This is a genomic window from Nocardia wallacei (assembly GCF_029868745.1).
GTDB classification, from domain to species: Bacteria; Actinomycetota; Actinomycetes; order Mycobacteriales; family Mycobacteriaceae; genus Nocardia; species Nocardia wallacei_B.
The window spans coordinates 21,928-45,197 of record NZ_JARWOP010000335.1 but is presented as its reverse complement, the minus strand read 5'-3'; the positions used below and the strand labels follow the sequence as shown (position 1 = coordinate 45,197).

Sequence of the window (23,270 nt, the reverse complement as noted above, 5' to 3'; positions counted from 1 at the left end):
GTGGATAGTTTCATAGAGTTACGGCGGTTATAGCGGTGGGGAAACGCCCGGTCCCATTCCGAACCCGGAAGCTAAGCTCACCTGCGCCGATGGTACTGCACTCGACAGGGTGTGGGAGAGTAGGACACCGCCGGAACATACTTCCCGAAAAGGGGGCCCATACCGTGGGTCCCCTTTTCGTCGTTCCGGGGCCGGTGCCGAGTGGCGGCGAGATCGCCGGCACATGGTTGAATTCGAGTAGGCGGGTGCACCCGCGTACGGCGACGGCTCGGCCGGGCAACGAAGCATGAACAGAGAAAGGGATCACCGTGTCGGAGCAGAACGACGGTCGGAAGCCTTTCCGCCGCAGCAGCGGGTCCGGCCAGGATTCTGGCTCCGGGCGATCCGCGCGCGAGCGGTCGGGCGACCGATCCGGCGACGACCGGCCATCCGAGCCTCGGTCCGGCCGCGGTGATTTCGATCGCGGCGGTCAGGACCGCCGTCCGAACAGTGGCGGAGGTTTCCGCCGCAGCAGTGGTCCAGGCGAATCCGGCCGCGGCGCACCGGATTCCGGCCGTAGTGCCGGGGAGAACCGTGGCGGTTTCAAGCGCGGCGGCGGCTTCGGGGACAACCGTAGTCAAGGGTCGGATCGCCCGTACGGCGAGAACCGCGGACGATCCGACCGTGGTGACGACCGGCGCGAAGGTGGCGATCGTCCGTATCGCGGGGACCGGAGTTCGGACCGCCCGTACGGCGACCGGCGCGGCGGCGCCGACCGGAGTGAGAATCGCGGTGGCTCCGACCGTGGATTCGGCGATAGGCGTGGCGGACCCGATCGGGGAGAGGGCAGGCGCTCGGATCGTTCCGGCGGTGACAACCGTGGCGGGTTCGACCGGGGCGGTAGTCAGCGCGGTGGCGCGGATCGGCCTTCTGAACGCGGCGGCTTCGATCGGAGTGGCAGTCAGCGTGGTGGTGCGGATCGGCCTTCTGAACGTGGCGGGTTCGATCGGGGTGGCAATCGGCGTGGAGGACCGGATCGGCCCGGTGAGCGCGGGGGGTTCAATCGCACCGAAGGTGGCGGACGCGGCGGATACAACCGCGGCGAGGGTCGCGGTGGTTTCGAACGGCCGGCCGGGGACCGTCGCGAGAGCGGTGGCCGGGGCGGGTTCGCTCGTCCTGCGGGGGAGAGCCGTGGTGACGCTGATCGCGGTGGTTTCCGGCGCGGAGGTGACCGCCGTGCGGACGCCGGTCGCAGCGCAGATGAGCGTGGCGGAGACGAGCGCGGTGCGGCTACCGAGCGCGAGTTCGACGGTGGGAAGTTCGACCGGACCGACGGCGGGCACGGCCCGGAGCGTCGGCGCGGTGGTGAAGGTGCGCAGGCCGCGAGCGGTCGCGGGTCCGATCGGCGCGAGGCGCGGCCGGAAGAGCCGCCGCTGCCCGACGACGTCGAGGCCGGTGAACTGGATTCGGCGGTCCGGCGCGATCTGCTGAGCCTGGACAAGAACAATGCCGAGACGGTGGCCCGTCATCTGGTGATGGCGACCCGTCTCCTCGAGGAGGACCCCGAGCAGGCGCTGGCGCACGCGCGCGCGGCGCGGCAGCGGGCCGGCCGGATCGCGGTGGTGCGCGAGACCGCCGGTGTCATCGCCTATCACGCCGGTGAATGGGCGGAGGCGCTGTCGGAGCTGCGCACCGCGCGACGGATGTCCGGTGGATCCGGTCTGCTCGCGGTCATGGCGGACTGCGAACGCGGTCTGGGCCGTCCTGAGCGGGCGATCGAACTGGGCCGCAGCGACGAAGCGCGCCGGTTGAAGGGTGACGAGGCCACCGAACTGCGGATCGTGGTCGCCGGGGCCCGCATGGATCTCGGCCAATACGACCAGGCCGTCGTGTCCCTGCAGACCTCCGAGCTGGACCCGGGCCGCACCGGCTCGGCCGCCGCGCGCCTGTTCTACGCGTACGCGGAGGCCCTGCTGGCCGCGGGCCGCGCCGACGAGGCCCTGACCTGGTTCCTCAACTCCGCCTCCGCCGACCTCGATGCCGAGACCGACGCCGAGGAGCGCGCCGACGAACTTGCCTCCGGCGGAAGTGATTTCGAAGCAGAGGACGACGGGCAGCGCCCCGAGTGAGCCGAGCTGTCCTGCCGTCCGCCGCGGCTGGTCGCATGGCCTGATCGGTCTCGCCGGATGGATCGCGACAACCAGTGGATGTTCGACGCCTAGAGAAGGTGGAGTAAGTGACGCGGTTGAGGGACCGATTCGGTGCGGTGCTGCTGGACCTGGACGGCACGCTGTATCGGGGGACCGAGGTCATTCCCGGTGCGCCGGAAGCGCTTTCGTCGGCGTCGTCGCAGGCGCTGGTGTATGTCACCAACAATGCCAGCCGATCGGCCGCCGCCGTGGCCGGTCACTTGGCGGAGCTGGGTTTCGCGGCGACCGCGGACGACGTGGTGACCAGCGCGCAGGCTGCCGCGCGGGTACTGGCCGGGCGGCTGCGGCCGGGAGCGACCGTGCTGATCGTCGGCACCGATGACCTGGCCGCCGAGATCGACCGGGTGGGGTTGCGCCCGATCCGGCGGTTCGAGGACGTGCCGCCGGACGCCGTGGTGCAGGGGCATTCGCCCGTGACCGCCTGGCCGGACCTCGCCGAAGCGGCCTACGCGCTGCGGTCCGGCGCTTTGTGGGTGGCCGCCAACACCGATGCCACGCTGCCGAACGAGCGTGGTCTCGCGCCCGGCAACGGGTCGATGGTCGCCGCTCTGCGGACGGCAACCGATCGGGATCCGATCGTCGCGGGTAAGCCGTACGCGCCGTTGCTGGAGGACGCGCTCGAGCGGGCGGGCACCCGTGCCGCGCTGGTCGTCGGTGATCGCCTCGACACCGATATCGACGGCGCCCACTGTGTGGGGTTGCCGTCGCTGCTGGTACTCACCGGGGTCAGCACCCTTGCCGATCTGCGCAAGCAGGCGGCCGATCGTCTGCCCACCTACGTCTCCGACTCGCTTGACGCGCTGAATCACCCAGTGCTCGAAGAGGTTTCGGTTCGTGCGGACGAGGGTGACATCGCCGATCGACTGGCCGAGCTCGTGCAGCGATATCCCGGACGGGCGATCTCGATCGTAGGCTGACGTGTGCCTCTGACCAGCTGTCGGGGGTGCGCCACTCTGGGTAGCGCGCAGGCGGCGCGGCTTGCTCGGCCCGCATCTGTTGACCAACCCGAAGTTTCGCGGGTTTCGTGTAACGCGGCCGCTCACGGTGACCACGTGAGTATGTCGTCGTACAGTCGCCCCATGACCGACTGCCCGGAGTGCGGATTCACCTACGACCCGACGGCCGCAAGCGGTGCCGCGCAGGCGATTCGAGACGGTATCGCCGAGGTCGCGGAACTGCTGCTGCGGCCGGACGAGGACCCACGGCCGCGACGGCGGGACACGCTGTGGTCACCGCTCGAGTACGCCTGCCACCTTCGCGACATGCTGCTGGTGCAACGCGAGCGCGTGCTGGCCGCCCGCCGCACCGACCGTCCCGACTGCACGCCGATGGGTCGCGACGAGCGCGTCGACCACGACGGCTACGCCGACCAGGACCCGGCGGACGTGGCCCGCCAAACCACCGACGCGGCTCTCATGTTCACGAATGTGCTCGAACGGCTCGACCCGTCGGCCTGGGATCGCGTCGTCGTCTACCACTACCCCACGCCGGGAACCGAGCGCTCGCTGCGCTGGGTGGCCGTGCACACCGTCCACGAGGTCCGCCACCATCTCCTCGACATCCGCCGCCAAATACGCCCGGCACAACACGAGCAATAGCCCGCCCAAACCGACGGCGACAGCATTCGAGCGGTACGCGGGGCGGCATTCGGGCGTAAACACGGGGCAGCAGGCGGGCGAAAATGTGAGGCGGTAGACGGTCGCCTACTTGGGGCGGGGTGCGGCGGCGGACCGGTTGGCGAGCGCCCCGGCCCGGCGACGCGCTATGGCGGCAAGCTCGTGGGCGGTCGTGGGGAGTTTCAGCCACCATTTCTCGCCGAAGCGGTAGTCGGCGGCGGGGACCAGTCGTGCGGCGAGGTCGGGGCGCTGGAGGAGTAGGTATCGGCGGGCTCGGGCGGCGTGCATGGGGTCCGACGCGATCTTGATGCGGTCGGCGTGCTCGATGATCGGAATGGTGAATTCGATGTTCTGCCAAGTGCTTTCGGCCTTGGTCTCCGTCACGATCCGAGCGGCGGGGATGCCGAAGGTATCGCGGGTGTAGCGCGCCATGACCTCGGCCTCGGGCCAGTCGCGCCGGACCGCCCCGCCGGTGAATACCAGCATGCCCTCGGCGCGGGCATCCAGGGACCGGGCGGCGATCCGGCAGCGCCACCGCTGTAGCGGATGCGTGCTGCCGTCGTGCTTGGCCGGGTAACCCAGCACGACGACGGCTTCGGTCCCGCCGAAAGGCTTCCGGCCGCGCGGCAGGTACTGCCGGGAGGCGCGCCCGCTGAAGAACTCGGCGGCGCCGATCGCGGCGCCGATCGCCGCGGCGAGGCCCAGCCCCACCGCCGCCCACCGGTTCGCTCCGAGCCGATTACCTCGCACCCGCCACATTGTGCCAACCGCACAGGCAGCGGGAATACCGGGCCGCCGATACCACGGTTCGCCGCCGTGGCGGACGGCTCACGAAACCACTCGGTCCCCGCCGAGCATCGACACGGACTCGTCCCACAGTCGTTCCGCGTTCCCCTCGTCGAGGGCATACGGATAGCGCCCGATCGCGCACCGCCGCAGCACTTACTCGGGATCCGGTGCGGGGGCGTAGTAGTTCCTCATGATCTGGGTGCTCCAGGTGGGCTGGCGAACCTCACCGCGCGGGGCCATTTCGGTGAGCCACGGCTTGATGTCGAGGATCGGGGTGCCGTGGATTGCATCCAGGTCGGTGACGTGCAGATCGTTGTGGTCGACGTGGAGTAGACGGCAGCGGGAGATAGCAAGGCGGTTGGGTCGGTGCATGTTTCGGACTGCGAGGACTCCCACTTCGGGATAGTCCTGGTGACCGCGCGGGCGACGTGGCGGGTAGGTGGAGCCGAGTGGTTCGGTACGGTGAAAATGGAAGATCAATTCCAGGTGGGAGAACGCTTCGAGGCCCTTGGTGGCTCGGTCGGGGAGTACCGCAGGGTCTACGCGGATGATGCAGCGGGAGTCGCCCCAGTTGTTGCCGCGTATTTCGTGAGCTCCGCCGTCGACGTAGGCGATCGGTCGGACTCGTATTCGCTCGGACATCGAAAATCGTCTCCCCGGATTTGATGGGTTGTTACCGCTCCGTCTTGCCGAATTTCGGAGTTCGGCCGCGTAGTCGTGCGTGTATCCAGATGATGGCGCCGCGTACGGGGCCTATCCAATGCAGGAACGGTACTACCGGAGAGAGTAGACATAGGGCGGCGGTGGAGCGGAGGGAGACGTCGTCCTGTTCCGGGCCGGATCGCACTCCGATCCAGTGCAATGCCACGGCGGACGCGATAAGCGAGGCCGGATACTGGCTCACGAACGCCGACGCTGCCAGCGGCAAGGCCCATGGGGATCCCGATGCGGCGAGTGCCCACACGGCTGCGGCCGCTATCGGTGGCCCGGTCAGCCACCACAGCGAGTCGCAGATTTCGCGGAAGAGTACGGCGCGCTGGGTCGCGGTGGGGAGCGGTGAGGTCGGGACCAGGGGTGGCAGGTCGACGCTGCCGCAGAAGACGAGTGCGTGCGCGCGGGCCAGCGCGGTGACGGATCCGTACCTGTCGACGACGGTGAAGTGCGGGATGGGGCGCATGTCCAGGTCACCGATCGTGTATCGGTGGCCGAGCGCGATGTCGTCGACGGTGGTGGGGAAACCGCCGGCGGCGAGCAGTGGCGGGAGGTGGAGAAACATTCCCGCACCGACCGCATAGACCATAGGCTGTCGCAGCGTGCGCTGTACGGGGCCGCGACATCTGGCGCGGAGACGTCCATGCCGCAGCAGGCGATCGATCTCGATGCCGAGGGCCCTGCGCGTGTGCGCCAACGCGTAGGTCCGCAGCATTCCATCGGTGAGCGAAGATCGGGCGCAGTTCGGCCGGCGAAGTGGCAGTGGAACCTGTTGGAACAATGCGGGCAACGGCTCCTTGCGGGAGCGGAGGTCCGCGCATTCCCGGGCGACGTAGCGCACGGCCGCGGCATCCGGCGTCGAATCCGCGTCGAACACTACGAAATAGACATCGTCGGGGCAGGTCCCCGCCGTCGCGAATTTCCGCACCAGCACGTCGAGCGCGTAATTGAGCTGGTCGGATTTTCCGCCGTCCGTACCGGGATAATGCAGATGTATCAGCGTCTTGCCGAGAGAGCTGGAGCGGCGCTCCCATTCGGCGGCAACCGAAGCGGTGCCGGGCATTTCGTCGTACCGTTCCGCCAGCACAGTCGGCCGGGCCGCCTCGTTCACGGTAGCGAGTTCGGCGGCGAGCCTGCGGGCGACGCCGCTCGGTAGGATGCCCGCCGTCCGCCGAACGAAGTCGTGCTCTCCCGCCCCGGCCGACAACGCCGCGGCGACCGACGGCAGTTCCTCGCGCGCTAGCCGCCGTTCGTACTCCTCACGCTCGGAGGTCACGACGACGATGAGCGAATCGGCACCGAAATCGTTGCGGCACAAGTGATCCAACAAGACCGGCAGTGTTTCCACCTCGCGCAGCGCCGGTACGACGAACACGAACCGCGGTGCCCATTCCGGCTGCGCCGGCGGACCGCCACCTGCCCGCCCGGCAGCCCAGCGAGCGGCTCGCAGCATTCGAAAGACCAGCCACCAGCCCCATCCGGCGATGAGGCACAGCACCGTGACCGCCGCGATATCAGCCATAGGCACGCACCTGGGTCGAGTACCAGTCGGTGTAAAGCCCGCCGCGAGTGACCAATTCCTCGTGCGTCCCGGTTTCCGCGACCGCACCGCCGGACAGGACGACGACCAGGTCGGCGGAGCGCACCGACGAGAAGCGGTGCGACACCAGCAGTGTGATGCCGCCGGTCGCCCGCGCGGTCTCCCGGGCCAGGTCGGCGTGCCGGGCGAACAGCTCGTACTCGGACTCCGGATCGAGGCTCGCGGTCGGCTCATCCAGCAGCAGCAGTAGCGGGGCGCGCCGCATCATCCCGCGCGCCAGCGCCACCTTCTGCCACTGACCGCCGGAAAGCTGCACGCCGTCGGCGAAACTGTCGCCCAGCGGCGTCGCCAAACCCCGGTCGAGCGTTGCGGCGAGATTGCCGGCCCCGGCTCGATCGAGTGCGCCCGCGATCTCTGCCTGATCGCCGAGCAGCGGCAAATTCCCGACGCCGACGGAGACGCCCAGCTCGAATTCGAGTTTGCCGAAGTCCTGGAACACCGCGGTGGTACGAGCGCGCCATTCGTCGATATCCAAGTCGCGCAGGGGTATGCCGTCGATCTCGATCGTGCCGCGCTCCGGTTCGTACATCCGCGTCAGCAGCTTGACGATCGTCGATTTGCCCGCACCGTTCTCGCCGACCAGCGCGACCACCGACCCGGCGGGCAAGTCGATGTCCACGTCGCGCAGTACTTCGGCTTCCGTACCTGGGTACCGGAAGGTGACGCCGCGCAGTCGAATTCCGCTGTGCAACCGGTCCGGTGCGGGAGCCGCGACGGCGGGGCGATCCCGACGACTGCGCGCGAAATCGACCAGCCAGGCGAACCGCTCCATCACCATCATGACGTACATCGACCGCCGGATGACTTCGAGGACCTGCCATATCTGCTGGTTGAGCACGCCCGCAAGCACCACGGTGAGCAGCACGTCGCCCGCCGACGCCGAGCCGTTCAGGCCGTTCGCGACGATCAGGCCGATAGCACCGACGTAGCCGCCCAACAGCAGCAGTCGTCCGGCGGCCTGGATCGCGGCGGCCTTGTATTCGGCCCGCTGAATCCCCTCGTGCATGGTGGACCACGAAACATCGTGCCTGCGAATCAATTCCGGACCCAGACGGGACAGCCTGATCTCGGCCGCCGCTCCGAGGCTGGTCGCGGACTCGAACAGACGTCCGGCGACTCTGCGCGACTCCGCGGTGTCGTCGAACGACCGCGCGGCGATTCGATGTCCCATCCGCATGGTCCAGAACCCGGGCAGCGCCAGCAGCGGCAGCACCACCATCACCGGATGCAGCGACAGCAGGATCGAGACGACCACGACGGCCTGAACGATGATCGCGCCACCGTTCACCAGCACCGCGAAGCTCTGTGCCAGAGCTGTCGGTTGGTGCCGGATCACGGCCAGCCGGTCGAGGTATTCCGGAGTCTCGTAATGCGAGATCTCCGGCACCTCCGCGGCCAGGGTCATCGTCTCGGCGTCGTATCGCGCGGCGGTCCTGTCGGTCAGCACTCGGGTGAAGCGATTGCGAATTACCAAGAGCACGAACAAAAGACTGGCGTTGGCGCCGATCAGTAGGGCGCCGGTCAGTACGAGACCGCCGCGATGGTCCACGGCCGCGCCGACGACCGTCTTCAGCAGGATTCCGGTGATCACGGCCGAATTGATCTGTACCAGCGCGCATATCGTCAATGCGAGCGTATGCCGGCGGTCGGCCGCGTAGGCCGTGGCGAACGAGATCTTGACGGCGCGTACTGCCTCAACGGTCCGCATCGACGGCCTCCGTCGTCTCGAAAACGCCTGCCTGCAAACGGAAGTACTGTGCGTACGTGCCGTCGCGCCGGATCAGTTCGTCGTGGCTGCCCACTTCCGTCACGCCACCCGCCCCGAGAACCGCGATCCGATCGGCCCGGCGCACGGTCGAGTACCGGTGTGAGATCACGATCGTGGTCAAATCCCTTGTCAGATCGAGGAAGTCGTCATAGAAGGCCGCCTCGGCACGCACGTCCAGCGCCGAGGTCGGCTCGTCGAGGACGAGCACGGTGGCGCCACAGTGCACCGACCACAGGGCCCGAGCGAGCGCCACCCGCTGCCACTGTCCACCCGACAGTTCCGTGCCGTCGACGAGATCGCGGCCGGCCGGCGTGTCCCAGCCGAGCGGAAGTTGGTCGACAACCCGATCGAGGCGGGTCCGGCGCGCGATATCGGCCAGCGCCGCCGCGTCGTCCGGTCCGTACCGGCCGAGCGTCACGTTGTCGCGCAGCGTCGCCGGCAGTCGGATGTAGTCCTGTAGCACGGCGGCGAAGCGGCGGTGCCAGTCCTCGAGATCGAAGCCGGCGAGGTCGCGACCATCGACCGTGACCCGGCCCGTATCGGGCGGCAGCAACCCCGCCAGCAATTTCACCACCGTCGTCTTTCCCGCGCCGTTTTCCCCGACTATCGCCAGGGACTTCCCCACCTCGATGCGAAGATCCATGTCCGACAGCACGTCTCGTGGCCCGTTCGGATACCGGAAGCCGAGCCCTTCGAAACGAATCTCCGCGCGCGGCGCAAGGGCGGTACCCGCGGCGCCGGCGGAGACAGGCAGTCGCTCGCGCAGGCGGTCGGCGGCGATCACCGTGGAACCGCCCCATTCGACATGGGCGTCGCCGTTTCCGGCGTCGGCGAGGTTGATCGCCGAGGTACCGATCAGGGCTTGCAGCAGTATCACCAGCTCACCGACATCTATTTCGCCACTGTCGAATCCGCGCACGACGACCAGCACGGCCACGAGGTGAACGGCCACTACGACACAGGTCAGGCGAGCGAGGGGCGTGAGTTTCCGGCGCTGCTGATCCCATACCCGGTGCATGGCCGTGCCCCAGTACGACAGGAACCCTTCGACCAACCAGGCGTGCAGGCCGAAGACGCGAATCTCCTTGGCGGCCAACGGTTGCAGCGCCAGGTCTCGGTAGTAGCCGAAACGTCGGGTGGCCTCGGCCTGCTGGGCGTAGACGGCCAGCAGCTCCATCCGCTCGCGGTGCACGAACACCCGGGCGAGCAGCCACACCGCGACCAGCAGCGGGCCCAGCCACCAGCGATACAGCGACAGCAAGACCGCCATGGCCGTACCGGACAGCAAGCCGCCGGCGACCGTGGCCAGACCCTCCACGGCGAAGCTCGGGCCGTATCGCGCCGTGCCGACGGTGGTCGCCGCACCGATGGCGTCGCGGATCTCGGCATCGGACAGGTGCGCGATATCGGGTCGGTTCAGCACGCTGCGCATGACGTCGGACCGAACCCGCCCCTCGACGCGGCGACCGACCGCCGCGAGCAGTGGCCACAGCAGCGACGTGACCACCTGCTGGGCCACCAGCACGGCGGCCAGGGCGACCAGCGCGAGCCACGCCGCGCGCTGCGCATCGGGCTGGTCGCCCCGGACCGCCAGCGTGATCTTGCCGATCAGCTGCCCCCCGGCCACGACGGAACACAACGCCAGACCGGTCGCGACCAGGACGAGCGCCCATACACCCGCGGCCGACAGCGCGCTCTCCCGCCACATCGCGCGCAGCAGGTGCGGCACCGGGCGCTCGTGCCACCGCAGCGCTCGTGCCGCCGCGCCCCGGATCATCCCGTCACCTCGGCGCGTGTCTTCTCGATACCCAGCACGGCCGGTAGGCCGGACAGTGCCGCGAGGAGATGGTCCGCGTCCGGTCCCTCGATCCGCTCGTCGTCGTGCAGGCCGGTGAATCGTACGGTCGTCATGCCGACAGCGCGGGCGCCGACGACGTCGGCCGCCCAGTTGTCGCCGACATGTACGGCCGCGGCCGCCGGCGCACCCAGTCGTCGCAACGTCGTTTCGAAGATCTCGGGATGCGGCTTGTGGACGCCAAGTTCGTCGGAGAACGTGAGCCCGGCCGGATCGAAGAAGTCCAGTAGCCCGGCCCGCCGCAGCACGCGGCGTACGTTGGCACCCGAGGTCAGCCGCAGATTGCTGATCACCCCGAGGCGCACGCCGGCCGCGCGCAGCGCACTCAACACCTCGGGCAGGCCCGGCGCCCAACTGAGCCGTTCGTCGGGCCCTGGATCCTGTAGCAATTCCGCCAGCTCGGCCACATCGAGCGGGGTCGGCTCGAAACCGGCCGCGCGAGCCATGCGCTCGGCGATGTCGCGCACCTCCCGATGCCGCAGATCGCTGCCGATGCGCTGTTCACGCAGCACGGCGTGGAAGGCCAGCGCCAAGTCGTCGGTCCGTGCGCCACCGACCCGGTCCCGATCGGCAGCCCAGCGCACGAACTGCCGAATTCGGAATTGCGCGTCACCGAGATTCGAGCCACGAGACTCCATGGTGTCCCCGAGATCGAAGGTGACGACTTCGTAGCCCGTCATGCTGTCTCGCCTCGCACATTCCGGAGCCATTTCTTTGCTTCTTTCGGTGTCGTGAATCGGTGAAATACCGCGGTCGGTGACACCATTTCTGCTTCGAATTCGGAAACTTCACCGGGAATCTTCGGGTAGCTCTGCCACAACCATGCCAGCAACGACCCGCGGCCGACCAGATCGCGGAGCGGTTCGACATTTCCGTGCCACAGCCGCTCGCGCGTCACCGCGCGCCGGATGGTGCGCCGCAGCAGCCTGGCCGCCACCAGTGTGAACCGGAAGTCGAGCCACACGACGGTATCGGCGTGCGGCCACACCGTATGCGCGACATCGGGCCGGAACGTGCCTTCTATCACCCACCCGGGCTCGGGCACCACTGCCGCCGTCGCCGCCAGGTACGCGGCATCGTCGCGCATCGTCCACGCCGGACCCCACAGCAGCGAATCCAATTCCACGTGCGGGACGGAAAGGCGCTCTGCCAATTGCTTCGCGAATCTCGTCTTCCCGCAGCCGGAGGCGCCGAAGACGAATACGCGGGAACCTACCGAATTCGCCGCCGCAGAATTATGTCCGTTCCCGTCGGTGCGCACGCTACCGTCGGCCATCCAGCCCCCCGGTCGATCGATCGTCAATGTCCGAGCGATCACTTTACACGTGGTAGTCGACGCTGTTATCCGTTGTTTTGAACAACCGAAGCAGGGAGGGGATATTGTCCGCTGGAAGCAGAGCGGTGGTGCTCGATATCGGTGGCAGCGGCATTCGAATGGCCCGGGTCCGCCGACCGGACGTCATCGATGAACTGATCGCCTTCCCGTGGGGCGAATTGAGCGAGGAACTGGAACCGGTCATCGCCCGGCTGCGACTGTGGGCGGCCGAGCCGCTGGACCGGGTCGTCATCGCGGTGCCCGGGGTGGTCGACTACCGCACATCGATGCTGCATCGGTCGCACGCCGTTCCGGCGCGCTGCCGGGAAATCCTGTCCGGAGCACATGTGGCCGCCGTCACCGGTGCGCCGACCTGGCTGCTGAACGATGTCGATCTCGCCGCGATCGCCGCGGCCGGGCGTCGGGAAACCGCGGCGGGGGAGACCCTCCTGTACCTGAATCTGGGTACCGGAGTCGGTGCCGCGGTCATCGACGAGCAGGTCCTGATACGGGGCCACCACAGTTTCGAACTGGCCGATTTGCGGATCGGTTCGACCGATCTGATGCGCGCGGCGAGCGCGCGGGGCGTCCGGCGACAGTGCCCGGCGGCCGCGGGACTCGGTGGCGCCGGCGAACATTCGCGGTGCGCGCGCGATGCCTGCGAGGTCGTGCTCGACCGGCTCGCGGCGGCGACGGCCACCGCATGTCGCGTCTTCGGCGTGAACGTGGTCGTCCTCGGCGGTGCGCGCGGCCGCCTGCCTGCTGTGACCGCCGGCCTGCGGGACCGGCTCGGCGATGCCCACCTGGATCTCGGTGCGACCGGCCGCCCGGAGGTGGTCCGCGCCGATGTCCCCAATCCCGCGCTGCTCGGTGCCTGGTATGTCGAGACCGCGCTCGCACCCCCGCCCGTCACTCCGATCGTCCCGGGGAGTGCTCGGACCCATCTATCGACGAGAGAGACCACGCAATCATGACCACCCCGGATATCACTCCGACCTTGCGGGCAATACTGGCCGACGTCACCGACTTGGAAAACCCGCGCGACATTGGTTCCGGCGACGACCTGTTCATGCTCGGCATGACTTCGCTGGAAACGCTGCGTGTACTGCTGCAATTGGAGGACCGTTTCCACGTCCGGATACCGGACGAGCTGCTGGACCGGGAACTCTTTCGCACACTGGGAAATGTGCGAGACGCGGTCGCACCGCTGCTCGGCACCGGAGCCGGCGATGCGCGCTGACACCGGCGCACGGCCGCTCACTCGGTTCCCGCCCGGGACCGTATCGAATCCGCTCGGATTCGCCGTCGACACGGCACCTCCGGCAGGACGAATCAGCCTGGAGTACCCGCTGCGAATCAACGCGATGGCGATTGATCCGGCACTCGTGGCGCCGACGGACGACCACCGGTATTCGGCGGGCGAGGTCGTGCTCAGTATCTCCGAAACCCGCACGGTGGAGGTGATCCGCACCGGTCGTCCAAGGGAGCTGAGCATCGGGCCGGATTCCGATCGGCCGCCGGTGATACGGCACGCCGTCGGAATCATGCGCGCTGCGCTCGGTGTGGACGACGGCCTCGAGATCCACGCCCCGAAATTGCCCTTCCTGCGCCATTCCGGGCTGGGTTCCACCAGCTCGCTCATCGCGGCGGTCGCGGCGGCGATGAACGAACTCTACGGCCGTCCGATCGGCCCGGAGCACATGATTCGATACCTCGCCCAGAATCACGGGGAAGAAAGCGGGACAGACGATCTGCTCGTTCCCGTGCAATGCCTGGGCGGGTCGGCCGCCGCCGGTCATGTCGCCGGCTCGGTGATCGTTCTGGCGGGCGCGGGGGTACCCATCGCCACGGCGCGACTGGACGACGTCGATATCCTGCTCGCCACGCCGCGGGCATTCCTCGACCGGACCGCCGACGACCTGCTGGCGGACGAGGTGGCGCATATGGACGGCTTCGTGCGAACCGGCCGGAAACACGGCCCGGAAATCGCCTACCGGCTGCTGCACCACTGTCTCCCGGAGTTGGCCCGCGACAATGTCCGTCCGCTCGGCGAACTGGTTTTCGACTATCGGTTCGACATGGGAAGCATCGCGAACTGCGCGTTCGTCCTGCCCGGCCTGGACCGTCTCGCGGAGCGGTTGCGGCCGCTCTGGTACGCCGAAACGACACTGTTCCTCGGTATTTCATCGGTCGGGCCCACGTTCTTCGCGATCGGGCAGGACCTGGAGATGTGCCGGAAAGCCTTCGAGGCGGAGGACATGGTCGTCTACCGGTCGCGGCCGTGGAACGGCGGTTACCGCGTCAACTCGATCGAATAAGCCGGGAGCGCCCTGTCACGGTCCGTCGTCGCTCGTAGTCGAAGGCGCGGACCGTGATCGGGTCGAGCCACCGGCCCGGTTGGCCGTCGATACGGCCGTATTCGTCGAGATACGCCTCGTCCGCCGGGGCCAGCGCCGACAGCAGGGCCGCGTCCACCGATCCCGGCAGCAGAGATTCGGTGTGCCGCAACGCGAAATAGACTTCGCTGCCGATCGAATCCTGGCGGGCGCGGGCGATCAGTAGCTGCGGGTCGGGTCGTGTGGCGGGAGCGGACAGCACCTCCGCGATGTCGACATACTTTCCGAGAGTGATGTCCTTGCCCGCCTCGATGGTGGTCAGGGTCACCGCCTCCCGATACAGGTGCACGCACAGATCGAGCACGAAATCCGCGCGTGACGGTATCCGCGTCGGCGCGCCGAGCAGCCAGTCGGTGCGACTCCGATCGAACCATTCGGCCATATCGAAGCGCTTACCCATGGCCGGTTCCAGGATGTGATGGCGCAAATCCACGTGGAAGACCCGCATCGCCGAGTCGCTGGTCGGTCGCAGGAACGCCGGCAGCGACGAGGCATTGAGCAACCAGAACGCTTCGACCTCGCGGCGGATGGGCGCCACGGTCCGATGGTCCTCCGACACGGCGCCTTGCCGATATCCGAGACGGTGCATGAGCTCCCTGGCACGCCCGATATCGGCGCGGTCGATGAGCAGATCGATATCTGTCATGTACCGCCACGACGGGTCGGGATAGACGGCCCAGCCCAGATAGATGCCCTTGCGCACCATGGTCGGCAGGCTCTCCTGGGTGAATGCCGCTCGCAGCGCGCGGAATTCGTTCTCCAGCGCGTGCGCGCGCTGCGCGTTGTAAACGATCGCCGCCCGTGCCAGGTGGCGGTGCATCTGCGGCACACCCGCGCGGCCGAGCGTCGAGACATGTGTCCACACGGCGGGCAGCACGCGATGGCGGGCCGCGTGGTCGATCACCCGGCCCCAGTCCAATTCTGCGGCGAGCAGCACTTCGGCCCGCTCGAGCTGCGCGGCGGTCGGATGCGGGCGGCACAGCCGCAGTACCAGCTCCGCCTCGGGCGTTATCGTCATCGGTCATTCCTCAGGTATTCCACGACATGAACGAAAAAGCATCGGGCGGGCTGACAACAGCCCGCCCGATGCCTTGATGCAGCATCCGCTACTTCTGCGTCCGGCGGGCCTTCAGCAGCCCCGCCAGGGACAACGTCTTGGCACCGGTAACTCCGCGCTTCGTGTTCATTTTCAACCTCCTCCCCTGAATAGGTTTTCTACAGGTTGTTGCGATCGCCGGAGAAAAATATCAATCGCATTCTCCGGCGGTCAAGAATGCTCTCGAACACCCCGGCCGTATTGCAGTAGGGTAAGCGACCAGATATTGATAGCCGTCGCCGCCACCAGCACATTTGTGCCGACAAGACGTTGGCTCGCAGCCAGTTCGGACAGTGCCAGGAGTGGATCCGCGGCAAAGCAGTGGCCGAATTCATAGCTGTCACGAAAGACGGTAGCATTCGGAACGTCCATTATTTCGGCGATCTGTTCGACCGTACTCGTCAGATAATTATTGGTGACCAGGATCGTAATATCTTCCCGCGTCGTTCCGGAATCGCTCAGCAAGGAATCCAGTGCATTGTCTATACGGTCCAGAAATCGCATCGCGGCGCGCGGATCGGAAAGCAGGTCGGGGGCCGCGGCCAGCCGCGCGTCGGAAACGGTGCGATGGCCCCGGACCACGAAATGCGGACCCGGTGGAGCGGCACGGGAAAGTACCGCGCCGGCCGCGCCGTCGGAGAAGATTCCGATACCACCGGCGAGAATCCGCTCACCCAGTGGAGGTCCGTCGGCGGTCACCAGCAGCACCTTGCGGGCCGTCCCGGCATGCAGGAACGAGCCGCCCACACCCAGCAGCGCACCGAAATTCGCGCACCGATTCATGCCGGTGCCGACGACCGGCGTCTCCACCAGGTCGCAGGCGCGCAGGAAGTCGGCCAGCTCGTAGGACGTCGCGTCGCGCGCGTTGGCGGTCGCCGTGGCGAAGACGATGTGGTCCACCGGCTCGGCGGAGCCGCCGCGCAGCGACCGGCGGACCGCCCGCGTCGCCAATTCGAAGGGCGACGCGTGCGATACCCGGACACCCGACAGCCCGTCGGCGAGATGGTCGGCGACGTCCGCCGCACTCGTTCCGGGCAGGCGGTCCAGTGGAACGAAATCGCCGAGCGCGACGCCGAACGAACTCAGATACATCGTCATCGGCGGCCGCTCTCCATTCCGGTCCGGGATTCGAGGACAACGGGAAAGCACCGCATGCGGCGCAATCCGGGTTCCTCGATCCACGTGCACGCACCGGCGATCCGGAAGTCCGCAAGCACCGGGGCGAGTTCGCGCACGAGCGCCGCCAGCACGTCGAGCACCAGCGTGCGCCCGGCGCAGGAGTGGTGGCCCGCGCCGAAGGCGACTCCGGCGCTGCCGCGAGCGGGATCGAAATCGTCCGGGCGGCGCAGGCATCGGGCGTCACGGTTGGCGATACCGGGCACGACGAGGATCCGCGCGCCGGCCCCGATGTCCCGCCCCGCCAACTGCCCGGGGCCTCTGCTGAAGCGCATCGTCCAGGTCTGTACCGGATCCAGGCGCAGTAGTTCATCGATCCCCGAACGCACGTGCTGCCACTGCTTCCGGGCCCCGTCCCGGCGGACCGCGTCGCTGAAATACGCCACGGCCGCCGGGTCCCGCAGCGCGTTGTGGAGGACCAGACAGGCCGCCGCAGGCAGGGGTGTGGCGTCCGAAAGGACGTTGAGCAGCGACACATTCGCCACGGCGCCGACGGTCGCTGCCGCGCACGCCCGCTGGTCCGGCGTGCCGTCGTCGGTCACGCACGTCATCACCGAATCCAGCCCGTCGTGCACCTGACGCACGGTCGCCGGCGAGAGGCCCAGCCCGGAGGTGAGCAGCGCTTCCCACAGGTCGGTGTCGAGTACCGCCGCGACGTCCAGCGGTCCGGCGGCGGCCCGCAGATCCCCGGCCACGGCTGCCACCGCGCGCCCCAACGGCGACCGACCGCTCCAGCCGACCGCTGCCGGGCGCATGGCGGCGGCCACGGATTCGCGCAGGGCCGTGTGTCGCGGGGGATCGGCGAACTCTGCCCAGCCCGAGCGGAGTTCGCGGAGCCGCGCATCCTCGGAGGCGTCCTCGGGCGCGACGTCGAACCACGGGTCCGCGGTGTATTCCGGCGACCGCAAGACCTCCTCGGCGACGGGCAGCGAACCGCAGACCCAGGCCTCGAATTCGTCCAGCCACACCAGATCGAACGCTGCGGCGGCGGCCCGCCGGTAGTGCGCCCCGGGGTCGGCGTTGAATTCCGCCGTGCCGGTGACGACGGCGACGATCGAATCCGACACGCTCGCTGAGATTTTCATGCCCACCCCTGCTCGGCACGAACCGAGAGCACCTTCCGGAGCGTGCACGAATCCAGTAGCAGAGCCGAATCCACGACGAGGTCGGCGGCGTCGAAGGGCAGGCCGCGAAAGGCCGGGTTGCGCACCGCCACACAGGCCAGCCCGGCCGCGGTGGCGGCCGCTACGCCGGTCGGTGAATCCTCGACGGCGATCAGCCGCCCGTCCGGGAGTCCTGCTCGCGCGGCCGCTTTCCGATAGAGATCGGGGCTCGGTTTCGCCCGGCACCCGGGGTCGCCGTCGCGAGTGACGAGGGCGACCACCTTGCCGCGGAGCCCCAGTCTGGTCAGCTGGTCCATGACCCAGCCGGCTTCGTTGTTCGTCACGACAGCCACCGTGTCGCCGTGCTCGGACACCGTGTCGAGCAGGTTCGTGATGCCGTCCATGGCCGCGAGTTCGCCGCAGCGCTCGACACAACGTTGCTCGAACTCGTCGAGCAACGCCTCGACGGGGTCGTCCGCGGCGACCATGGTCAAGGATGAGCGCGCGAAAGCGAGAACACCGTTCATCAAGTGCGGCAACGCTTCCGGGAGCATGGTGGCGCGCTCCTCGAACATCGCACGTAGCACCGACAGTGCCGTTCCCTCGCTGTCGAGAACGAGCCCGTCGAAGTCGAGTAGCACGCCGTAGCCGCCTGTCGTGCAGCCGCACGACAGTCCGTCGCCGAAATCCTCTGCCCGGTGCGGGGTTCGAGGGCGCGAAGCCTCATCCGCGGTCATGGCGGAACACCCCCAGAAGAACGGCACGGCGGCCGGAGCCCACCATCGAAACCTTGGTCGTCACCGAAACCGACGGGACCAACGCGAAATCGTTCAGTTCACGCAGGAAGCGTTCCGGCGCAAGCAATGTCATGGCGGCGCCGCCGCCGTCGAGGTACACCGGTTCACCCGGGACGCGATGCCATCCCCGCGGGTGAATCGCATCGGTGAAGACATTGAGCAGCAGCTTCCCGCCCGGCGTGAGCACTCGTGCGATCTCGCCGATCGCCGCTCGCAGCACGGCCGGGTCCGGCGCGTTGTGCAGGACACCGCTCGCGAGTACCGCATCGAACGACAGATCGTCGTAGGGCAGCGCGTCGAACGATGCCTGCTCGAACCGAACAACCCGTCCCGGCGCCCGCTCCGCTACCGCGCGCCGCGCGGCGGTGAGCATTCCGGTGCTGACATCGCACGCGTGCACAACCAGCGGAAGCCCTGCGGCCACAACGGTATTCCGTCCGGCTCCGCAACCCAGGTCGAGGACTCGGCTCCCTTCCGGGAGCGCGGCCAGTTCGACGCGCCAGTAGTCGGGCGGCGCCAACTCGGCGAACTCCGCGACGATGTCGGGGCGCTCCCAGAACGCCCGGGTAAGTGCCGTTGTCTCGCGCATCAGCCGGCCTCCAACGCGGTGATCGTCGTATGCAGATCCGCCTGCGCGCGGGTGGTCTGCTCGATGAGCATGGTCAGCGAATCCACCTGGTACCCACCGCTGCCGAGCGACTCCGGCGGCCGGATCTTGAAATTCGACCGGGCGAGATTGAGATGCGGATGCCGGAATCGCAACAGCGCCTTGAGCAGAGCCTCCACCGCCCGCAGCGCCTCCAGCGGTCGATGCCGTGGCACACCGGCGGCGGCCTGCCGCCGCGCCTCCACGATCCACGCCGACAACATCGAGGGCACATGCAGATACGCGTCCACCAGGCGGCGATAGGGCGCGGGAAGATACGCCGCGTTCGCTTCGAGATACGCCTCGAGTTCGGGTCCGGTCGACCAGTCCGAGCCGAACAGCATGACGTCCACGACCAGCAGCGGCATCTGCGCGCCGCCGGGGCCGAAGTACACTTCGCCGCCCAGGCGCATCGGCGGGAAATAGGGTCGCAGCTCGTAGGTGAACAGTTCCGGGCTCAAATTCTGGATCACCGACCGGATCGCGCGGATCATCCGGCGCAGATGCACCGCGGCCTGTTCGATGTGGTGGACGGAGGCGTCGGAGCCCAGCGCCATCGCACCGGCGAACTCCAGCTGTTCGATGGTGTGCCCGAGCGCATGCATGCCCTCGGTCACCGCGTCGATGAACAGCCGCTCCTGCGGATGCGCCGTGAAGGTCCGGCGGCGCGGCCCGTCCGGGTTGCGGGTCGCGTAGCTGTACACGGTGTCGCGTGGCACCTCGTCGGTGGCCCGGCCGAGCCGGAGCAACGCCGGCTCCAAACCGGCCACCGCCTCGATCGGCGCGCCGTGGCGGATCAGCGAGGCCGCAACGAATCCGAGGTCACGCATGCACCCCGCCGCGCTGACCCAGTCCAGGTCACGCATCCGATGCAGGCGCTCGACCATGTGGCCGGCGAGCTCGATCAGTGCGGTACAGGCCGATTCCTCGTTCCACGAGGCGAGTCGAGCCGACATCGGTTCGTCGGCGTCGAACGGGTCGGCCGCGGCCACGGTGTGATCCTCGCGCAGTGACACCATGCAGGCCCGGGCGAGGCCGTCACGGTAGGCGGACGGTATGAGATCCTCTCGGCTCATGAGATCGCCTCGGTGAGTGCCGTGACGCGCAGGCTGTTCACGACCGGGTCCAGCGCCGCGTACAGCGCCTCACCGTGGGCCGCGACTATCGTCGGTTCCAGCGCTGACGGATGGGAAACATCCAGCCGCGGAAGGGAACTCGCGAGCCGGTGGCCGGTGTCGAGCGGAAGACGCAGCCGGTAACTCGCGTCGCCGTGACAGGCCGCTACGCGCAGCGTCAGCGTTCGGTCCGCGATGTCGACACGGGTGCGGCTCGAACCGGCGACCGCGGATTCCTGCAGCAGTCCCGCTTCCACACCGTGCCGCCGCGGCCACGGATGTGCCGCCCAGTCGAGTGCCCCGGCCACGCCCACCTCGAAGGCGAGAATCTCCCCGAAGAACCGGTTGGGGAAACGCCGGTACAACTCGCGCCGCATATGCCGGCGCCGGGGCAGCCGCGGATCGTAGTTGTACTGCGCGTGCACGACTTTCGCCGCGGCGGCGCCGGGCCGCAGGTCCACACGTATCTCGGCTGCCGTGTCCACCGAGAAGGAGTACTCGTTCGAACCTCGATAGACGGACTTCGAACTCTTCCCCATTTTCACGATCACCCGATTCTCGAAGATCTGCACTTCATCGGCGGATCCCGCATTGCCGGTGCGCAATTCGAGGGATCGGAAGCTGCCGTCCGCATGGAAGTTGGCGACCGCCCGTCCGGAATCTCCGTCCGAGTGCAGGATGAGGTGCGCCGCGCCGATCAGCGACAGCTGCTGCTGGTAGGAATCCAGCACTTCGAAGTGGAAGCGGCCGTCCAGCGCGATGCCCCCCAGTTCGTTCTCGAAGGGACGGTCGAGATCCGGGGCGTACAGCACGAGCGGCGAATCGCAGAGCGTCGATCTCGTCAGCTCGATGGACCGGAACGGTTCGGCGGTTTGCTTGCGCGGCACGAAGGTATGGAAGGAATATCCGCTCGGATATCGACTGGGATCGCGCTGTCCCGGCGGATGCACGAGCACGTGCCGCGGGCAGGCCGTAGCGCGACCGGCCGCAGCGACGGTGGTCACCAGCCGCTCCGCCGACCGGGGCCGCGAACCGGCGGCCGTCGGCAACGCCGCGTCCAAATCCTGGACCAGCCGCTCCACATGCTCCGGGCGATGATCGGCTACCACATAGAGGTGGTAGAAATCGCGGGCGGGTACGCCGGGCAACCGGGCCGCGTGCAGGCGGTACCGATCCTCGAGCGTCGCGGGCAGCCGCGTGCCGTCGCCGCCGAAACTCACTGCGAGAACCGGCATTCGAGGGTGCGCGACGAATTCGGCCTGCGGGTCGATCTCGGCGATGCGGGCACGCAACCGGTCGCGCAATTCCACACACGATGTGTATATCGACCGGAATCCCTCGAAGCCGTGGGCCATCAGCGCCGCCCAGAGCGCTGCCGCGGCGGCACCGGGACGCGACCCCGAGACCGTTTCGTCCACCACGCCCGACTGCTCCGCCACATAGGCGATGTGCTCGAGAAGTCCTTTCCGGCAGAGGAATACCCCGCAGCTGTACGGCACCAAGGCGGACTTGTGCGGGTCCACGGCGAGGGAATGCACCCCGCGATTCCGGAAATCCCACGCGTTCGCCGGATCGGTGAACGGAAGAATCAGGCCGCCGAACGCCGCATCCAGGTGGTGGTAGTACGCCGTGCCCGGGTGCCGGTCGCGATGCCGGTCCAGGACCCGGCACAACGCGGACACGTCGTCGACTCCGCCCGTACCGAAATACCCCACCGTCGAGATGACCAGATATCCGGTAATACCTTCGGCGGCAAGGTTTTCCAGCAGATCGGCCAGTTCCTCCGGGTCGGTGGTCCGTGACGGTCCCGCCGCGCTGAGACGCTCCACCCGCAGATCGGCCAGATCCGCCGCCTTGAACACGGAGGGGTGAGCGAGTTCCGAGGTGATCAATACGGGGGCGGTACCGGCCGCACGCAGTACGGACCGCCCGATCCGGACGGCCTGCAACGCGCCTTCGCTCGCGCCGGAGGTGACGTAGCCATCGAGCGCGCCGCCGTGGAACAGGCCGCCGAGCAGGCTCAGCGCCTCCTTCTCCACCCGGCGGGTGCCGGCGGCACCGTCGCCGAATCGGGTGTGAATGCCGACATTGTTGCTGTTGCGGGCCGTGAACCGATGCATCGCCGCCAGGGCCAGCGGATCCGGTGCGGGCATCGGCACACCGAATCGGACGACATCCGGGCCCGCGTGCCACGACGGGATCTCCGCCAGGCGATCGTCCAGATATGACTGTATTTCGCGGTCGTCGAGAGCGGTGGCGGGAAACGGCGCGGAGTCGGTCCAGCCCTCCGGCAGGTCTACCAAGACCCACCTCGCTCGGCGCGAACACCCACACACGCTTCGGCGGGTGGATTGTCCTCCGCGAGGAAAATGGTCTGCGCCATCATCCGATAACCGGACATCTGTTCGCGGAAGACTTCGATCGACTCCTCGGGATGCACCGAGTCGATGACCGCATGCGGCCCCACAGCGTTGAACTGGTGAGAGACGCCGCGCGGAATCTGCATATCGACCCACGAATTTTCCGGGACGATGGCGTTGTAACGCGGCAATTCCATCTCGTCCGGCACGTCGGGCACGGCGTCGGCGAACCGATCGATATGGAAGGATTCCAGGCCGTCGACCCCGACGATATCCAGCGGCGACAGACTCGACACGCGAATGCGGGTGGCCGGACCGGTCATCATGCGCACGAATCGAAGGCCGGTGTGCAAATGCATCCGGGAGCAGATGTTCCGCTCGTTCACATCGTAGAAATCCATCAGATAGCGGTCGGCGAAGAATCCGTCGAAGGGCGCGTCGAGCATGTAGACGTCGCCCTCCTCGAAGATCTGCGCGCGGACGATACCGTCCCGGTCCTGCTGCTTGGCGCCCGGTGCGGAATGCGCACGGCGCACGATACCCGCCAATGCGGACACGACCGCGAGCGCGACATCGGGATCGAACTGCGCCACGGGAGTGAGACGGCAGCTGCCGGCATCCCGGAACACGCGGATGTCGTGCACCTCGTCGACATCGTCCGGATCGTGCTTCATCACTTTTTCCACATTTCCCCCGTGCAGCTCTTGCAGGTCGGAATCGAATAATCGGCGAGCCGGC

Annotated in this window: 19 protein-coding genes, 1 rRNA gene and 2 pseudogenes; 7 read left to right on the top strand and 15 right to left on the bottom strand. The window is 67.9% G+C overall.

The window, feature by feature from the left end; translation table 11 throughout:
* The first annotated feature begins 19 nt into the window (after positions 1 to 19).
* The 4 genes and pseudogenes from rrf to QH470_RS31130 all read left to right on the top strand — a co-directional run bounded on the left by rrf (position 20) and on the right by QH470_RS31130 (position 3,787).
* Positions 20 to 136: ribosomal RNA gene (gene rrf / locus QH470_RS31145) — 5S ribosomal RNA — on the top strand.
* A gap of 1,027 nt (positions 137 to 1,163) precedes the next feature.
* Positions 1,164 to 2,108: pseudogene (locus QH470_RS31140) on the top strand (hypothetical protein); the annotation flags it as partial.
* A 107-nt stretch (positions 2,109 to 2,215) separates the two neighbouring features.
* A complete protein-coding gene (locus QH470_RS31135; RefSeq protein WP_280275947.1) occupies positions 2,216 to 3,106 on the top strand; it encodes an HAD-IIA family hydrolase in 891 nt (296 codons plus the stop codon).
* Between the two features lie 162 nt (positions 3,107 to 3,268).
* On the top strand, positions 3,269 to 3,787 hold the full coding sequence (locus QH470_RS31130; RefSeq protein WP_280275946.1) for a DinB family protein: 519 nt from the start codon (positions 3,269 to 3,271) through the stop codon (positions 3,785 to 3,787).
* Between the two features lie 105 nt (positions 3,788 to 3,892).
* Here QH470_RS31130 and QH470_RS31125 read toward each other — a convergent pair whose 3' ends face one another.
* The 7 genes from QH470_RS31125 to QH470_RS31095 form a co-directional block, all read right to left on the bottom strand.
* On the bottom strand, positions 3,893 to 4,555 hold the full coding sequence (locus QH470_RS31125) for a YdcF family protein (RefSeq protein ID WP_280275945.1): 663 nt from the start codon (positions 4,553 to 4,555) through the stop codon (positions 3,893 to 3,895).
* A 192-nt stretch (positions 4,556 to 4,747) separates the two neighbouring features.
* Positions 4,748 to 5,236, bottom strand: coding sequence for an SAM-dependent methyltransferase (locus tag QH470_RS31120; protein WP_280275944.1), 489 nt, complete (start codon positions 5,234 to 5,236; stop codon positions 4,748 to 4,750).
* A 31-nt stretch (positions 5,237 to 5,267) separates the two neighbouring features.
* On the bottom strand, positions 5,268 to 6,827 hold the full coding sequence (locus tag QH470_RS31115; RefSeq protein ID WP_280275943.1) for a glycosyltransferase family protein: 1,560 nt from the start codon (positions 6,825 to 6,827) through the stop codon (positions 5,268 to 5,270).
* Positions 6,820 to 8,613, bottom strand: a complete 1,794-nt coding sequence (locus QH470_RS31110) for an ABC transporter ATP-binding protein (RefSeq protein ID WP_280275942.1) — start codon at positions 8,611 to 8,613, stop codon at positions 6,820 to 6,822. The genes QH470_RS31115 and QH470_RS31110 overlap by 8 nt, the downstream gene beginning before the upstream one ends.
* Entirely contained in the window at positions 8,600 to 10,450 is a 1,851-nt protein-coding gene (locus tag QH470_RS31105) for an ATP-binding cassette domain-containing protein (protein WP_280275941.1), read from the bottom strand. The genes QH470_RS31110 and QH470_RS31105 overlap by 14 nt, the downstream gene beginning before the upstream one ends.
* Positions 10,447 to 11,208 carry an HAD family hydrolase gene (locus QH470_RS31100; protein WP_280275940.1) on the bottom strand — a complete coding sequence of 254 codons (762 nt, stop codon included), beginning with the start codon at positions 11,206 to 11,208 and terminating at the stop codon, positions 10,447 to 10,449. The genes QH470_RS31105 and QH470_RS31100 overlap by 4 nt, the downstream gene beginning before the upstream one ends.
* Positions 11,205 to 11,831, bottom strand: coding sequence for a P-loop NTPase family protein (locus tag QH470_RS31095; protein ID WP_280275939.1), 627 nt, complete (start codon positions 11,829 to 11,831; stop codon positions 11,205 to 11,207). The genes QH470_RS31100 and QH470_RS31095 overlap by 4 nt, the downstream gene beginning before the upstream one ends.
* A gap of 77 nt (positions 11,832 to 11,908) precedes the next feature.
* Here QH470_RS31095 and QH470_RS31090 point away from each other — a divergent pair, with 77 nt between their 5' ends.
* Genes QH470_RS31090 through QH470_RS31080 form a run of 3 tightly spaced genes read left to right on the top strand, consistent with a single transcriptional unit; the run spans position 11,909 to position 14,161 of the window.
* Positions 11,909 to 12,817: an ROK family protein gene (locus tag QH470_RS31090; protein ID WP_280275938.1), complete on the top strand. Its 909-nt coding sequence runs from the start codon at positions 11,909 to 11,911 to the stop codon at positions 12,815 to 12,817.
* The gene (locus QH470_RS31085) at positions 12,814 to 13,083 is read left to right on the top strand and encodes a phosphopantetheine-binding protein (protein ID WP_280275937.1); all 270 of its coding nucleotides are present in this window, start codon (positions 12,814 to 12,816) and stop codon (positions 13,081 to 13,083) included. Before QH470_RS31090 ends, QH470_RS31085 begins: the two co-directional genes overlap by 4 nt.
* Positions 13,073 to 14,161, top strand: a complete 1,089-nt coding sequence (locus QH470_RS31080; RefSeq protein ID WP_280275936.1) for a GHMP family kinase ATP-binding protein — start codon at positions 13,073 to 13,075, stop codon at positions 14,159 to 14,161. Before QH470_RS31085 ends, QH470_RS31080 begins: the two co-directional genes overlap by 11 nt.
* On the opposite strand, the gene QH470_RS31075 is transcribed toward QH470_RS31080, so the two are convergent.
* The 8 genes and pseudogenes from QH470_RS31075 to QH470_RS31040 form a co-directional block, all read right to left on the bottom strand.
* Positions 14,145 to 15,257 (bottom strand): nucleotidyltransferase domain-containing protein, encoded by a 1,113-nt coding sequence (locus tag QH470_RS31075; protein ID WP_280275935.1) that lies wholly within the window; start codon positions 15,255 to 15,257, stop codon positions 14,145 to 14,147. The genes QH470_RS31080 and QH470_RS31075 overlap by 17 nt on opposite strands.
* A 249-nt stretch (positions 15,258 to 15,506) precedes the next feature.
* A complete protein-coding gene (locus tag QH470_RS31070) occupies positions 15,507 to 16,433 on the bottom strand; it encodes a 3-oxoacyl-[acyl-carrier-protein] synthase III C-terminal domain-containing protein (RefSeq protein WP_280275934.1) in 927 nt (308 codons plus the stop codon).
* Positions 16,430 to 17,596 (bottom strand): cytochrome P450, encoded by a 1,167-nt coding sequence (locus QH470_RS31065; RefSeq protein WP_280275933.1) that lies wholly within the window; start codon positions 17,594 to 17,596, stop codon positions 16,430 to 16,432. Before QH470_RS31065 ends, QH470_RS31070 begins: the two co-directional genes overlap by 4 nt.
* The gene (locus QH470_RS31060) at positions 17,593 to 18,351 is read right to left on the bottom strand and encodes an HAD family hydrolase (protein WP_280275932.1); all 759 of its coding nucleotides are present in this window, start codon (positions 18,349 to 18,351) and stop codon (positions 17,593 to 17,595) included. The genes QH470_RS31065 and QH470_RS31060 overlap by 4 nt, the downstream gene beginning before the upstream one ends.
* Positions 18,338 to 19,000, bottom strand: coding sequence for a class I SAM-dependent methyltransferase (locus QH470_RS31055; RefSeq protein WP_280275931.1), 663 nt, complete (start codon positions 18,998 to 19,000; stop codon positions 18,338 to 18,340). The genes QH470_RS31060 and QH470_RS31055 overlap by 14 nt, the downstream gene beginning before the upstream one ends.
* Positions 19,000 to 20,133, bottom strand: coding sequence for a monodechloroaminopyrrolnitrin synthase PrnB family protein (locus QH470_RS31050; RefSeq protein WP_280275930.1), 1,134 nt, complete (start codon positions 20,131 to 20,133; stop codon positions 19,000 to 19,002). The genes QH470_RS31055 and QH470_RS31050 overlap by 1 nt, the downstream gene beginning before the upstream one ends.
* A 1,274-nt stretch (positions 20,134 to 21,407) precedes the next feature.
* Positions 21,408 to 22,292 (bottom strand): annotated as a pseudogene (locus tag QH470_RS38360) (pyridoxal-dependent decarboxylase); the annotation flags it as partial.
* Between the two features lie 176 nt (positions 22,293 to 22,468).
* Positions 22,469 to 23,206, bottom strand: a complete 738-nt coding sequence (locus QH470_RS31040) for a hypothetical protein (RefSeq protein ID WP_280275928.1) — start codon at positions 23,204 to 23,206, stop codon at positions 22,469 to 22,471.
* Positions 23,207 to 23,270 lie beyond the last annotated feature (64 nt).